General features: G+C 67.4%; 13 protein-coding genes and 1 tRNA gene. 3 read left to right on the top strand and 11 right to left on the bottom strand.

Annotated elements, in window-relative coordinates:
* Positions 1 to 73: 73 nt before the first annotated feature.
* From L3N39_RS00195 to L3N39_RS00145, 11 genes are all read right to left on the bottom strand, one after another.
* Complete coding sequence (locus L3N39_RS00195; protein ID WP_237255206.1) at positions 74 to 763, bottom strand: ABC transporter permease; 690 nt, start codon at positions 761 to 763, stop codon at positions 74 to 76.
* The gene (locus L3N39_RS00190) at positions 760 to 1,455 is read right to left on the bottom strand and encodes an ABC transporter permease (RefSeq protein ID WP_237255205.1); all 696 of its coding nucleotides are present in this window, start codon (positions 1,453 to 1,455) and stop codon (positions 760 to 762) included. The genes L3N39_RS00195 and L3N39_RS00190 overlap by 4 nt, the downstream gene beginning before the upstream one ends.
* Positions 1,456 to 1,519: 64 nt before the next feature.
* Entirely contained in the window at positions 1,520 to 2,275 is a 756-nt protein-coding gene (locus L3N39_RS00185; RefSeq protein ID WP_237255204.1) for an ABC transporter substrate-binding protein, read from the bottom strand.
* Positions 2,276 to 2,290: 15 nt separating this feature from the next.
* Positions 2,291 to 3,064 (bottom strand): ABC transporter ATP-binding protein, encoded by a 774-nt coding sequence (locus L3N39_RS00180; RefSeq protein ID WP_237255203.1) that lies wholly within the window; start codon positions 3,062 to 3,064, stop codon positions 2,291 to 2,293.
* 286 nt (positions 3,065 to 3,350) lie between these two features.
* On the bottom strand, positions 3,351 to 4,124 hold the full coding sequence (locus tag L3N39_RS00175) for a substrate-binding periplasmic protein (RefSeq protein WP_431977987.1): 774 nt from the start codon (positions 4,122 to 4,124) through the stop codon (positions 3,351 to 3,353).
* Between the two features lie 143 nt (positions 4,125 to 4,267).
* Positions 4,268 to 6,397: a TonB-dependent receptor gene (locus L3N39_RS00170; protein WP_237255202.1), complete on the bottom strand. Its 2,130-nt coding sequence runs from the start codon at positions 6,395 to 6,397 to the stop codon at positions 4,268 to 4,270.
* A gap of 278 nt (positions 6,398 to 6,675) precedes the next feature.
* A tRNA-Phe gene (locus L3N39_RS00165) sits at positions 6,676 to 6,751 on the bottom strand.
* A 115-nt stretch (positions 6,752 to 6,866) separates the two neighbouring features.
* Positions 6,867 to 7,139, bottom strand: coding sequence for an oxidative damage protection protein (locus L3N39_RS00160; RefSeq protein ID WP_237255201.1), 273 nt, complete (start codon positions 7,137 to 7,139; stop codon positions 6,867 to 6,869).
* On the bottom strand, positions 7,136 to 8,203 hold the full coding sequence (gene mutY / locus L3N39_RS00155) for an A/G-specific adenine glycosylase (protein ID WP_237255200.1): 1,068 nt from the start codon (positions 8,201 to 8,203) through the stop codon (positions 7,136 to 7,138). Before mutY ends, L3N39_RS00160 begins: the two co-directional genes overlap by 4 nt.
* Positions 8,200 to 10,422 carry an AsmA family protein gene (locus tag L3N39_RS00150; protein WP_237255199.1) on the bottom strand — a complete coding sequence of 741 codons (2,223 nt, stop codon included), beginning with the start codon at positions 10,420 to 10,422 and terminating at the stop codon, positions 8,200 to 8,202. Before L3N39_RS00150 ends, mutY begins: the two co-directional genes overlap by 4 nt.
* A 117-nt stretch (positions 10,423 to 10,539) precedes the next feature.
* A complete protein-coding gene (locus tag L3N39_RS00145) occupies positions 10,540 to 10,947 on the bottom strand; it encodes an acetyl-CoA sensor PanZ family protein (RefSeq protein WP_237255198.1) in 408 nt (135 codons plus the stop codon).
* Positions 10,948 to 11,103: 156 nt separating this feature from the next.
* On the opposite strand from L3N39_RS00145, the gene hisB reads away from it, so the two are divergent.
* The 3 genes from hisB to hisA all read left to right on the top strand — a co-directional run bounded on the left by hisB (position 11,104) and on the right by hisA (position 13,177).
* Positions 11,104 to 11,697, top strand: coding sequence for an imidazoleglycerol-phosphate dehydratase HisB (gene hisB, locus L3N39_RS00140; protein ID WP_237255197.1), 594 nt, complete (start codon positions 11,104 to 11,106; stop codon positions 11,695 to 11,697).
* A complete protein-coding gene (gene hisH / locus L3N39_RS00135) occupies positions 11,697 to 12,335 on the top strand; it encodes an imidazole glycerol phosphate synthase subunit HisH (RefSeq protein WP_237255196.1) in 639 nt (212 codons plus the stop codon). The genes hisB and hisH overlap by 1 nt, the downstream gene beginning before the upstream one ends.
* Positions 12,336 to 12,433: 98 nt before the next feature.
* Positions 12,434 to 13,177 carry a 1-(5-phosphoribosyl)-5-[(5-phosphoribosylamino)methylideneamino]imidazole-4-carboxamide isomerase gene (hisA, locus tag L3N39_RS00130; protein WP_237255195.1) on the top strand — a complete coding sequence of 248 codons (744 nt, stop codon included), beginning with the start codon at positions 12,434 to 12,436 and terminating at the stop codon, positions 13,175 to 13,177.
* Positions 13,178 to 13,290 lie beyond the last annotated feature (113 nt).

Below are 13,290 nucleotides of genomic sequence, written 5' to 3'. Positions count from 1 at the left end.
AGTCAGACCGCACGAGCGCCCGGTGATTCGCCGGGCGCCGCTGGACCGGCTGCATGTCGCAGCCGGCCTGCGCTCAGCGGCCCTGGCAGGCGTCGACGCGCAGCCAGCGCTCGAGCAGCTTGAAGCCCTGCATCAGGACGAAGGCGATCAGCAGGTAGATCAGGCCGGCGGTGAGGAACATTTCCTCGTGCATGTAGGTGCGTGCGGCGATCTTGCGGGCCATGCCGGTGAGCTCCAGCAGGGTGATGGTGCTGGCCAGGGCGCTGGCCTTGAGCATCAGAATCACCTCGTTGCTGTAGGCCGGCAGGCCGATGCGCGTGGCGCGCGGCAGGATGATGTGCAGCAGCGCCTGGCCGCGCGACATGCCCAGCGCCCGCGCGGCCTCGATCTCGCCGTGGGGCACGTTCTGGATCGCCCCGCGGATGATCTCGGCGATATAGGCCGCGGTGTGCAGGGTCATGGTGATGATCGCGCACCAGTACGGGTCGCGCAGGTACGGCCAGAGCGCGCTCTGGCGCACCACTTCGAACTGCGCCATGCCGTAGTAGACGAGGAACAGCTGGACCAGCAGCGGCGTGCCGCGGAAGAAGAAGATGTAGGCGTAGGGCAGCCCGCGCACCGCCAGGAGTCGGGACGAGCGGGCGATGCCCAGCGGCACGGCGAGGATCAGCCCGGCGATGACCGAGATGCCGACCAGCTGCAGGGTCAGCCAGGCGCCCTCGATGAAGCTCGGCAGCCACTTGATGAAGATTTCCCAGGTCATGCTGCGCTCCGCACGAAGCCGCGGCCGGCACGTTTTTCGAGGAAGTGCATACCGATCATGGCGACGATGGTCAGGCACAGGTAGATGAAGGCGGCCACGAGGAAGAAGGTGAAAGGCTCCTTGCTGGCGGTCACCGCGATTTGCGAGCGGCGCATGATTTCCTCCAGCCCGATCACCGAAACCAGCGCGGTGTCCTTCATCAGGATCATGAACAGGTTGCCCAGGCCCGGCAGGGCCAGGCGCCACATCTGCGGCAGGATCAGCCGCAGGAAGATGCGCCGCTTGCCCAGGCCCAGCGCCAGCCCGGCCTCGCGATGGCCTTTGGGAATGGCCAGCAGTGCGCCGCGGAAGACCTCGGTCGCATAGGCGCCGAAGCACAGGCCGAGGGCGATGGTACCGGCGGCGAACGGGCTCAGCGCCAGGTTGTCGACGCCGAACAGCTCGCCGATGCCGCGCACCAGGCCGATGGTGCCGAAGTAGATCAGCAGCACCCAGAGCAGCTCGGGCACGCCGCGCACGATGGTCGAGTAGGTGCCGCCGAGCCAGCGCAGCGCGCCGAGCGGCGAGGTCTTGGCGAGGGCGCCGAGCAGGCCGAGCACCAGCCCCAGCGCCAGCGAGGCGAGGGCCAGTTGAACGGTCATCCAGGTGCCGGCGACGAGGGCCGGACCGAATCCGTGGAGGTCAGGAATCATAGGAACTCAAACACCGAAGCCCGGTCGGCCAGCTAGGCGGCGACCGGGCTTCGGTTCGGCTGGATCAGTAGATGCTGAACGGGAAGTACTTGTCGTTGATCTGCTTGTAGGTGCCGTCAGCGATGATTTCGGCCAGGGCCTTGTTCAGGTTCTCGCGCAGCTCGTCGTTGCCCTTGCGCACGGCGATGGCGATCTTGTCGTCATCGAAGACCGGCTCGCCCTTGAACTCGAAGTCCTTGCCGGCGTCGCTCTTGAGCCATTCCCACTGCACGAAGGTGTCGGCGAGGATGCCGTCGACGCGCCCGGAGGCCAGGTCCAGGTAGGCGTTCTCCTGGGTGTCGTAGAGCTTGATGTCGACCACGCCGTCGAGGTTGTCTTCCAGCCAGGTGCCGGCGATGGTGGCGCGCTGGGCACCGATCACCTTGCCGTCCAGGTAGTCCTTGTCAGTCTTGAATTCCACCGACTTGGGCGCCACGAACTGCAGCTTGTTGGTGTAGTAGTGGTCGGTGAAGTCCACCGCCTGCTTGCGCTCCTCGGTGACCGACATGGAGGCGGCGAGGAAGTCGAACTTGCCAGCGTTCAGGGCCGGGATGATGCCGTCCCAGTCGGAGGTGACCACTTCGCACTCGACCTTCATCTTGGCGCACAGCGCATGGGCGATGTCGAGGTCGAAGCCGACCACCTGGCCGCTGGCGTCGATCAGGTTGAAGGGCGGGTAGGCGCCTTCGGTGCCAATGCGCAGTTTGTCCGCGGCGAACGCCTGGGCGCCGAAGACCAGGGAAACGGCGGCGGTCAGCAGGATCTTCTTATAGCTCTTCATGCAGTTGTTGCTCCGTTAACGATGGCTGGACATGAATTGTTTACAGCGTGCCGATTGCGGGTTGTCAAATACCTGCGCGGGCGTCCCGTGCTCCTCGACCAGGCCCTGATGAAGGAATACCACTTCGCTGGAGACCTGCTTGGCGAAGTTCATCTCGTGGGTGACCAGCAGCATGGTGCGGCCTTCCTCGGCCAGCGAGCGGATGACGCTAAGCACTTCCTGGACCATTTCCGGGTCCAGCGCCGAGGTGGGTTCGTCGAACAGGATCACCTTGGGCTGCATCGCCAGGGTGCGGGCGATCGCCGCGCGCTGCTGCTGGCCGCCGGACAGCTGGTTGGGGTAGGCGTGGCGCTTGTCGGCGATGCCGACCTTGGCCAGCAGCGCCTCGGCGATCTCCACCGCCTCGGCCTTGCTCTTGCCCAGCACGCGCCGCGGGGCCTCGATGATGTTGTCGAGGATGGTCATGTGCGGCCAGAGGTTGAAGTTCTGGAAGACGAAGCCCAGCTCGCTACGGATGCGGTTGAGCTGCTTGCCGTCGGCCGCGACCAGGTCGCCGGTCTTGTCGCGCTTGAGCTTGAGCTGCTCGCCGGCGACGTGGATCTCGCCCTCGTTGGGGTTTTCCAGGAGGTTGATGCAGCGCAGGAAGGTGGACTTGCCGGAGCCTGATGATCCGAGGATGGAAATCACATCGCCATCGCGAGCGGTCAGCGAGATGCCTTTGAGAACTTCCAGATCGCCGTAGCGCTTGTGCAGGTTGCGGATTTCCAGTGCGGGGATGGCCTCGGCCATGCGGGTTCCTCTATGCAGGCCGGCTGTAGCCCCTGTGGCCTGTGTTTCGAAATGATCGCGCTCCGGCGTGACGGCTCGCCATCCTGGCGAGGCGCAAAGCTAGCATGGGCTCGGGCACGCGCCAAGCGCGAAGCGCGGGCATCCGACCGCCGTTGCGCGGCGAAAAGCGCCTAACGCGCGGCCTGCGGGTCGCAAGCAGAACTGGCCGAACGGTCCGGAAATGCACCGCGGCGGTTCCGTGGCGACGGGCGTGCGCCGTGGTTGGGCAACGCCTCGCGCCGGGGCGCTAGTAGGCCGGTTCCAGCTGGTGGCGACGCAGGATGGCCGGCACCGTGCCGTCGGCGATGGCCGCATCCAGCGCCTCGGCGAAGCGCTCGAAGGCGGCCTTGTCGACGCTGCGCCGCGACAGGCCGATGCCGTAGGCGACCGGCTCGAGCACGCCGACCTCGCGCAGGTTGTCCAGTTGCAGCGCGTCGATCAGCTGCCAGGCGACGTCCTGGTTGATCACCGCCAGCCCGTCGCGGCCGAAGCGGCCGGCGGCGAGCATCCGCAGCAGGCGGCGATTGTCGGCGACCTGCTCGACCCGCACGTCCGGCACGCCGGCCAGGCGTTCGTCCAGCACGATGGAGGTGCCGGACGGGCCGTAGACGCCGAGCCGGTGGCCAGCCAGGTCGCGGGGCTGGTGATAGACGAAGGTGTTCGTCTCGAGGCCGTACAGGCCGTAGCGCGAGCTGACCAGCATGCGCGTGAGGTGGAAGGCCCGCTCGCGGCGCGGCGAGCGGATCACCGTGAAGATGCCGTCGACCTGCCCGGCCTCGGCCAGGGCCAGTGCGCGGCGCCACGGCCGCACGGTGATCGGGCAGCGCTGGCCCAGGCGCGCGCAGACGCTGCGCACCACCTCGGCCAGCGGCCCGGCGCCCACCGCTGCGCCGGGCCCGCTGTCGGCGGCCGGGTAGCTGAACGGTGGAAAGTCTTCGGTGACGAACTGCCAGGTGCCCGCCGTCGCCGGCCAGGCGCCGGCGAGCAACAGGATCAGCAATGTCGAGGGAAGTAGCCGCACCCTGTACTCCTGTCGAATGCAACGGACTGCTCGTGATGAGCGTAGCTGGCGCGCATGACCGTTGTGCAGACGACCACGGCGGCCGGGCAGGCACGCCGCAGGCTGCCGCGGATTGCCCGCGGCGACAGGAGGTTGGGCAGTGCTTAGAAACTGACCTGGTAGCCCAGCGTCAGGGTGCGCCCGCGGCCGGCGAACACGCGACCGTTGCGGGTCACGTCGGTGCCGGTGTTGGCGGCCTGGGTGTAGTAGGTCAGGTAGTCGCGGTCGAGCAGGTTCTCGACGCCCAGGTTGAGCTCGCCGACCGGCAGGCGGTAGCCGAGCGAGGCGTCGACCAGGGTGTAGCCGTCGAACTCCAGGCCCGGCGTGTCGAAGTCGCGGCTGACATAGTGGTTGGCTTGCAGCCGGCTGTGCAGGCGATCGCTCCAGTTGGCCTGCCAGCTGATGGCGTAGCGATCCGGCGAGATGTTGGCACCGTCGAGGTCGGTGTCGACCCTGCCGTCGCCGTCGGTATCGGAGCGGCCGTTGACCTGCGCATAGCTGAGTTGCAGGCGATGCGCCGCGTTGACCTGCCAGCCGCCGGTGAACTCGATGCCGTCGATCTCGGTGCGCTCGCGGCGCACCTGGTAGACGCCACCGACGCTGTTCAGGCGCGAGCCGAGGTCGGCATCGGACTCGTAGTAGCTGACCTCGGCGTCGAACGGGCCGTGCTTCAGGCGCAGGCCGATCTCGCGGTTCTCGGTGACCACCGGCTGCAGGTCGAGGAAGTCGTCGACCCGCGTGCCCGGCGTGCCGATGCCGCGCAGCACGCGGCCGACGTCGGGCATGCCGAAGCCCTCGGAGTAGTTGGCGAACAGCTGCGCCCAGTCGTTCATCTGCCAGACCAGGCCGGCGTTGTAGAGGGTCTCCTCGAAGTTCGGCTGACCGCCTTCGACACTCACGCCACCGGCCGGCTTGGTGGTCGAGGCGATGGTGCGGAAGCTGTCGACCTCGAGTTCGGCGAACTCATGGCGCACGCCAACGAAGAAGGTCAGCTGTTCCAGCGCGCGAATCTCGGCCTGGAGGAAGGGCGCGTAGTTGCGGAACACCGTCTCGGGCACCCACTCGCGGTCGGTCTCGATGAGCATCTGGCTGGTGGTGTCCTGCAGCACGTCGAGGCCGCCGGTCAGCTTGAGGTGGTTGTCCAGCAGGCCGTCGCGGCTGAGCGTGAGCTTGCCACCGTACTTGTCCGATTCGTTCTGCGACTGGTCGAACAGCGTGCCGGCCGGCGCGATGCTCGGGTCCTGGAAGCTGCCGTTCAGGCCGCCGCCGAAGCGCGCACGAAAGCGCTGCGAGTACAGTTGCAGGCCCAGCTCGTTGCCGTAGAGGTCGGCGTGCTTGTACGACAGGCTGGTGGCCAGCACCTCGTTTTGCGGCGCCTTGCCCAGCGGGTCGCCCTTGCGCGAGGTGGCGCGGATGCCGGCGTCGGCGTTGCCCGGCACGTTGACGTACTCGTGGTCGCCCTCGACCTCGAAGCGGTTGATCATCAGGCCGAGGTTCTGGTTGTCGTCCAGCCAGTAGCCGAGCTTGAGCAGCAAGTCCTGGCTGGTGGAGTCCATGGTGTCGCCCTGGGTGTCGTCGACGCCGATCAAATCGCCCTTGGCGTCGTAGAACATTCCCTGGGTCTGCCAGCTGGCCGCGGCCAGGTAGTCGAGGTTGCCCTGGGTGCCTTCGGCCCGGTAGTCGAGCTTGTAGCCCAGGCCTTCGGATTCGTAATCGGTGGGTGCGCTGAAGCTGACGCCCGCATGCTGGCGCAGCGTGCCGCTGGCCGGGCGACGGGTGACGTAGTTGATGATTCCGCCGGTGGCGCCCAGGCCGTGCTCGGCGCTGGCGCCGTGGATCACCTCGATGCGCTCGACCATCGACAGGTCGATGACGTAGCCGTCGCGCTGGCTGTCGCGCAGCGGCGTGGACTGCGGGATGCCGTCGATCAGGATCAGCGCCGAGCGGCCGCGGAAGGTCTCGCCGGCGCTGGTCATCTTCTGCCGGCTCGGCGAGTAGGACGGAATCAGGTTGCTCAGTACCGCGCCATGGTCGGAGGTGATCGCCAGTTGCTGCTCGATCTGCTCGCGGCTGATCACGGTGATCTTCTGCGGTGTCTTGCCGACCTCGCTGCCGGCGCGGGTCGCGCTGACGGTCAGCGTCTCCAGCTCGGCCGGTTCGGCGGCCAGTGCCGCCGAGGCCATGGACAGGCTCGCAAGCGAGATGGACAGGTACAGGCAGGATTTACGAAACACGAGCGCTCCCCCGAGTGGCTGTTGTGGTTAGGTCGGCGCGGAATGTAAGCGAAACGTAAAGCACTGTCATCAGGCAATGCGCATATTTCGCATTTGTAAAAATATCTGATTGATCGAGCCACGGGCAGTGCGTCGCCGCACGAGTGGCTGGAGGGAGATGGTGAGCGATGGGAGCAAGCAGGCCATGCCGATGCTAAAACGCAGGCAACAAAAAACCGGCTCGGAGGCCGGTTTCTTGGGGCTTTCGGGTGGCATTGACACCACCTGAAAACGAAAGATGGTGCCCAGGGACGGAATCGAACCGCCGACACGGGGATTTTCAATCCCCTGCTCTACCAACTGAGCTACCTGGGCAACGGGGCGCTATTAGACGGATTTGGCCTTGGGCTGTCAAGCGCGGGGGAAAGATTTTTTCAGCAGGGACGGGTGCTTAGCGTCGCGCACCGGGAAAGCGGGCGCGACGCCGGGATCATTCGCTCGGCGGCACGTAGCCTTCGGCCTTGGCGTAATCCTCGCCGGAAAGGAACTTGTCCATCTCCGCCTGGAGGAACTTGCGGTCCTCGGCGTTCATCATGTTCAGCCGGCGTTCGTTGATCAGCATGGTCTGGTGCTTCTGCCAGTCGTCCCAGGCCTTCTTCGAGACGTTGTTGTAGATGTCCTCGCCCTTGGGGCCCGGGTAGGGCTGGCGGTCGAGGCCGGGCAGGTCTTCCTTGTACTTGCGGCAATGCACGGTGCGGGTCATGGCGTCTCTCCTGCGTTCAGTTCGGCGGCGGCGCGCTTGAGCAGCGTTTTCACCGGGGCGGCGAGCCCGAGGCGGGGTGGGGAGGCGAGGTTATACCAGAGCCAGTCCGCCTCGGCCACGGCGTGGCCGCCGGACTTGACCCTGATCAGCCAGGGCTCGATGGCCAGTTGGAAATGACTGAAGGTATGGGTCAGGCCGGGCAGCTCGCGCGGCTCGGCCAGCTCCAGGCCGTGGCGCGCGGCGAGCGGGTCGAGCGCGGCGAGGTCGTCGACTTCCGGCAGGCTCCAGAGCCCGCCCCAGAGGCCGCTGGAGGGCCGGCGGTAGAGCAGGATGGCGTTGTCGTGGTTGGCCAGCAGCGGCATCAGCGTGCGCTTGTGCGGCAGCTGCTTGCGCGGCTTGGGCTCGGGGAACTCGCTTTCGCGGCCGAGCAGGTGGGCGCGGCAGCCATCCTTCAGCGGGCAGAGCAGGCAGCTCGGCTTGCTGCGGGTGCACAGCGTGGCGCCGAGGTCCATCATCGCCTGGGTATAGTGGTTGACGCGCTGCGCCGGGGTGAAGCGCTCGGCGACGGCCCACAGCTGCCTGGCCACCTTTGGTTCGCCCGGGTAGCCGGCCTGGGCAACGTAGCGCGCCAGCACGCGCTTGACGTTGCCATCGAGGATCGGCGCGCGCAGGCCCATGGACAGGCTGGCGATGGCGCCGGCGGTGGAGCGGCCGATGCCGGGCAATTCGGCGAGTGCCTCGACGTCGCGCGGGAACTCGCCGGCGTGGCGTTCGACGACCAGCTTGGCCGTCTTGTGCAGGTTGCGCGCGCGGCTGTAGTAGCCCAGGCCAGTCCACAGGTGCAGCACTTCGTCCTCGGCGGCCGCCGCCAGCGCCTGCACGTCCGGCAGCGCGGCCATGAAGCGGTCGAAGTAGCCGAGCACGGTGCTGACCTGGGTCTGCTGCAGCATGATCTCCGAGACCCACACGCGATAGGGCGTGATGCCTTGCTGCCAGGGCAGGTCCTTGCGGCCGTGGCGGTCGTACCAGGCCAGGACCGCGTCGCCGAACTGCTCGGGGCTCATCGCTTGAACAACCCCTTCAGCGCATCCTTGAGTTCGGGGCTGACCTTGTCGCCGAGCTTCTCCTCGAGCTTCTCGCTAAGCTTCTCGCCAGCGACCCGTGCGGCGATCTTGCCGAGGCCGTCGCGGTCGAAGCGGCAGGCCTTGGCGCCCAGTTCCAGCGGGCCGCGGCAGCGCAGTGGCCACTCGATGCCGGCATAGCGTTCGTTGACCTGGCAGGCCGGGTCGGGCATGGCGCCCTTGTCGCCTTCGACGAGGATGCCGAGGCGGTAGTCCATGCCCAGCACGCGCAGGTCGAGGTCGCCGTTGCCGTTGACCGTCAGCCCCGGGATGCTTGCCTTGAGGTCCGGGTTGTGGGCCACGCCGTCGCGCAGCGTGAGGTTGCCCTTGAGTTCGCGGAACGGCGTATCGCTGGCGCGCGGTTCGCTGCCCAGCTCCTTGCGGTTGAGGGTGGCGATGGCCCGGCACAGCTGCTGCTCGAGGTTGGCCTCGACCAGCACGCCGTTGTCGAGAATGAAGCCCATCTTGCCGCCGAGGTTGTCGATCCAGGCCTTCTGGCTGTTGCCGAGGGTGGTGAAGTCGCCGTCGAGGTTGAGCAGGCCCTTGACCGTGACCTTCTGGCCGCGGGCCTCCAGCAGCCGTTCGGCCGGGATGCGGCTCAGGCTCTTGTGCACGCGCCAGGTCGGCTGCGCCGGGCGCAGGTCGATGCTCGCGTTGGACTCCAGGCGCCCGCCGAACAGCCCGCTGCGCAGCTCCTCGAGGGTCAGCACGCCGCCCTGGCTGCGCGCCTTGAGGCTGAAGTTCTCGAACGGCATGCGCTCGACCTTGAGGCTGTCCAGGTTCAGGCTGAGTGCGGCGTCCAGGCCGCGCAGGCGCTCGACCGGCAGCATCGGCTCGTCGCTCCAGGCCTGCTGGGTCGGCTTGTCCGGCAGCGGTGTGGTGCCGCTGGCCACGGCGGTCGCCTCGGTCTTGGCGACCTCGCTCTTGCGCGCCTGGGCAGCGGCCGGCTCGGCGGCCACCGGCGGCAGGTAGCGGTCCAGGTCCAGGCGGTCGCCCTTGAGGTTGGCGCGCAGGGCCTGGCGCTTGAAATCGCTGAGGCCGAGCTGGCCGGTCAGCTGGCTGCCGTCGAGCTTGAGCTTGAGGTCCTCGAGCATCAGGCTGCTGGCGCTGCCGTTCAGGCGGGTGACCAGTTCGACCTTGCTCAGCGCGTCGGCGTCGGCCATCGCCGGCAGCTGCTGGCCGAGCCCTTCGAGGAAGGCGCCGAGGTCGAATTCGGCGATCGACAGCGCGCCGGAGAGCTTGGGCTCGCTTTCCAGGTCGCGCACCTTCAGCTCGCCAAGGCCGCGCAACTGGTTGGCGGTGAGCTTGAGCCCGGTCCACTCGGCGATCTGCGCGGCGCGGTCGACCAGCAGCTGGCCCTGGGCGCTGAAGGCCAGGGTCTTGCCCTGCAGCGGCTCGCCGGAGGCCTCGCCGTTCAGGCGCAGGTTGTCCAGATGGTAGCGGCGCAGTTCGTTGTCGAAGCGCAGCTCGCCCTGTAGTTCGGTGCGCGCGCGCATCACCGGCTGGTTGCTGCCGAAGAAGGCGTTGAGCTTGAGCGCAATGGCGCTGCGTTCGCGGATCGCGCCGGTGCTCAACTCGATACCCTCGGCGCTGTACTGCTGGCCGCTGCGGGCGTCCTGGTAGCTGACCCGCGCGTCGCTGACGGTGAGGCTGTCGATGTCCAGCTGGATCGGCTTGGCGCGTCGCTGGTCGGCAGGCTCTTGCGGCTCGGCCGGTTCGCTGCCGGCGGCCGGTGTGGTGTCGCCCTGCTGGCCGGCCGGCGGCTCGCCGACGCCTTCCCAGTTGCCACGGCCCTTTTCGTCGCGGGCGAGCATCAGGTTCAGGCCGTTGACGGTGATGTCACTCATCTGCACCTCGCGGCGCAGCAGCGGCATGACCCGCACCGACAGGCCGAGCATGCGCAGGTCGGCGAAGGGTTGCCCGGGGTTGCGGGCGCTGGCCAGGGTGGTGTCGTGCAGCTCCAGCCCCAGCCAGGGGAACAGGCTCCAGCCGATGTCGCCCCTGATGTCGAGTTCGAGGCCGGCCTTGTTGCGCGCCAGGTCGCGGATCTCGTCCTTGTAGTCATTGGGGTCGAACAGGTGGGTCAGGGCGAAGCCCAGCGCAACGATGATCAGCAGCAGGCCGAGGGCCAGCAGCCCGAGGATCTTGCCGAGCGATTTCATGGACGAATCCTTGTGTCGGAAGCTGGATGGAAACGAGGCCGGAGTATAGCTCCGAGCCATGGCCGGCCGCGGTGGCTGGGGTTGGAGTTGTGCGGGGGCGCCGGGTTCCGGGCGGGTTCAGCGCGGCGCCGGCGGATCCAGCGGCAGGTGCATGCGCGCCGCCAGCGCGTTGGCTTCCAGGTGGCCCTGCGGGGCGCGCAGGCGCAGCTCGGCACCGGCTTCGCCCGCCAGGCGCCGCGCTTCGTCGAGCAGGCGCCGGCCGACGCCGCGGCGGCGGGTGATGCGCCGCACGCACAGGTGCGAGAGGTGCCAGGCGCTGTCGCCGCGGGTCAGCAGCGCGGCGCCCAGCAGGCGGTCGTTGAAGCGGCCGGCGATCAGCGTGCCCTGGGCCAGGCCGGCGGCGATCAGCTGCTGCGCGTCGCCATAGGGCTCGAGCAGCCACTGCGGCGCATCGGCATAGATCTTCGCCAGATCCTGGCTGTCCTGCGGGCTTGGCGTGCGGATGGATTCGACGTAGACGGGCATGGCCTTGGCTCTGGCGGAAAAGACCGAGAGCATAACGCTCGCCGGGGGCCGCGCGCACGGGCGGGAGGCGGCCGAAGGGGGGCGCGCCGATACCCTCCGCGCGGGGTTTGCGCCTATAATGCTGCCCTTTTCGCCCCACGATCAGCGGAGCTGTTGATGTCCGAACGTACGGCTTGCGTAGAGCGCAACACCCTGGAAACCCAGGTCAAGGTCACCATCAATCTGGATGGCACCGGCAAGGCGCGCTTCGCCATCGGTGTGCCCTTCCTCGAGCACATGCTCGACCAGATCGCCCGTCACGGGCTGATCGACCTCGACATCGAATGCAACGGCGACCTGCACATCGACGACCACCACACCGTCGAGGACGTCGGCATCACCCTCGGGCAGGCCTTCGCCAAGGCGGTCGGCGACAAGAAGGGCATGACCCGCTACGGGCATTCCTACGTGCCGCTGGACGAGGCGCTGTCGCGCGTGGTGGTCGATTTCTCCGGGCGCCCGGGGCTGACCATGAACGTGCCCTACACCCGCGCGGTGGTCGGCAGGTTCGACGTCGACCTGTTCCAGGAATTCTTCCAGGGCTTCGTCAACCACGCCCTGGTGACCCTGCACATCGACAACCTGCGCGGCACCAACACCCACCACCAGATCGAGACGGTGTTCAAGGCCTTCGGCCGCGCGCTGCGCATGGCCATCGAGCTCGATCCGCGCATGGCCGGGCAGATGCCGTCGACCAAGGGGTGCCTGTAATGCAGACCGTCGCCGTCATCGACTACGGCATGGGCAACCTGCATTCGGTGGCCAAGGCGCTGGAACACGTCGGCGCCGGCCGCGTGCTGATCACCAGCGATGCGCAGGTCATCCGTGAGGCCGACCGCGTGGTGTTTCCCGGCGTCGGCGCGATTCGCGACTGCATGGCCGAGATCCGCCGGCTGGGCTTCGACGAACTGGTGCGCGAGGTCAGCCAGGATCGCCCGTTCCTCGGCATCTGCGTCGGCATGCAGGCACTGATGGAGCGCAGCGAGGAGAACGACGGCGTCGACTGCATCGGCCTGTTCCCCGGCCAGGTGCGCTTCTTTGGCAAGGATCTGCACGAGGACGGCGAGCACCTGAAGGTGCCGCACATGGGCTGGAACGAGGTCAAGCAGGCAGTCGACCACCCGCTCTGGCACGCGATCCCGGACAACGGCCGCTTCTACTTCGTGCACAGCTACTACATCGAGGCCGGCAACCCGCGCCAGGTGGTCGGTCGCGGCCACTACGGCAAGGACTTCGCCGCCGCGCTGGCCGAAGGCTCGCGCTTCGCCGTGCAGTTTCACCCGGAAAAGAGCCATACCCACGGCCTGCAGCTGCTGCAGAACTTCGCCGCCTGGGATGGGCGCTGGTAACAACTCCCACGGTGGAAAACGCTGCGCGGTTTTCCACCCTACGCTGAATTCGCCTGGGTGCACTGCCTTGCAGTGAGCTGGGTCAGAGGACCTTACACATGCTGATCATCCCCGCAATCGATCTCAAGGACGGCGCCTGCGTGCGTCTGCGCCAGGGCCTGATGGACGACGCCACGGTGTTCTCCGACGACCCGGTGGCCATGGCTGCCAAGTGGGTCCAGGCCGGCTGCCGCCGCCTGCACCTGGTCGACCTCAACGGCGCCTTCGAAGGCCAGCCGGTCAACGGCGAGGTGGTCACCGCCATTGCCAGGCGTTACCCGGATCTGCCGATCCAGATCGGCGGCGGCATCCGCACCCTGGAAACCATCGAGCACTACGTGCGCGCCGGCGTCAGCTACGTAATCATCGGCACCAAGGCGGTCAAAGAGCCGGAGTTCGTCACCGAGGCCTGCCGCGCCTTCCCGGGCAAGGTCATCGTCGGCCTGGATGCGAAGGACGGCTTCGTCGCCACCGATGGCTGGGCCGAAGTCTCCAGCGTGCAGGCCGTCGATCTGGCCCGCCGCTTCGAGGCCGATGGCGTCTCGGCGATCGTCTACACCGACATCGCCAAGGACGGCATGATGCAGGGCTGCAACGTCGAGGCGACCGTGGCGCTGGCCAATGCCAGCCGCATCCCGGTAATCGCTTCCGGCGGCATCCACAACATCGGCGACATCCAGAAGCTGCTCGACACCAACACCCCGGGCATCATCGGTGCCATCACCGGCCGGGCGATCTACGAAGGCACGCTCGACGTCGCCGAGGCGCAGGCGCTCTGCGACCTGAAGTACAAGGACGAGTGATTTGCTGAACTGCGGTGGATCGGTGAAGCGCGATCCAGCCTGCACACAGAAGGACGAGTAAGCCGTAGGGTGGACAACGCTTCGCTTGTCCACCGTGCATTCGGTGACCCGGT

Origin of the sequence: Pseudomonas oligotrophica, from assembly GCF_021726475.1 — a bacterium.
GTDB classification, from domain to species: Bacteria; Pseudomonadota; Gammaproteobacteria; order Pseudomonadales; family Pseudomonadaceae; genus Stutzerimonas; species Stutzerimonas oligotrophica.
Note: the sequence above shows the minus strand (reverse complement) of the source record. Positions and strands in the feature narration are given on the sequence as shown.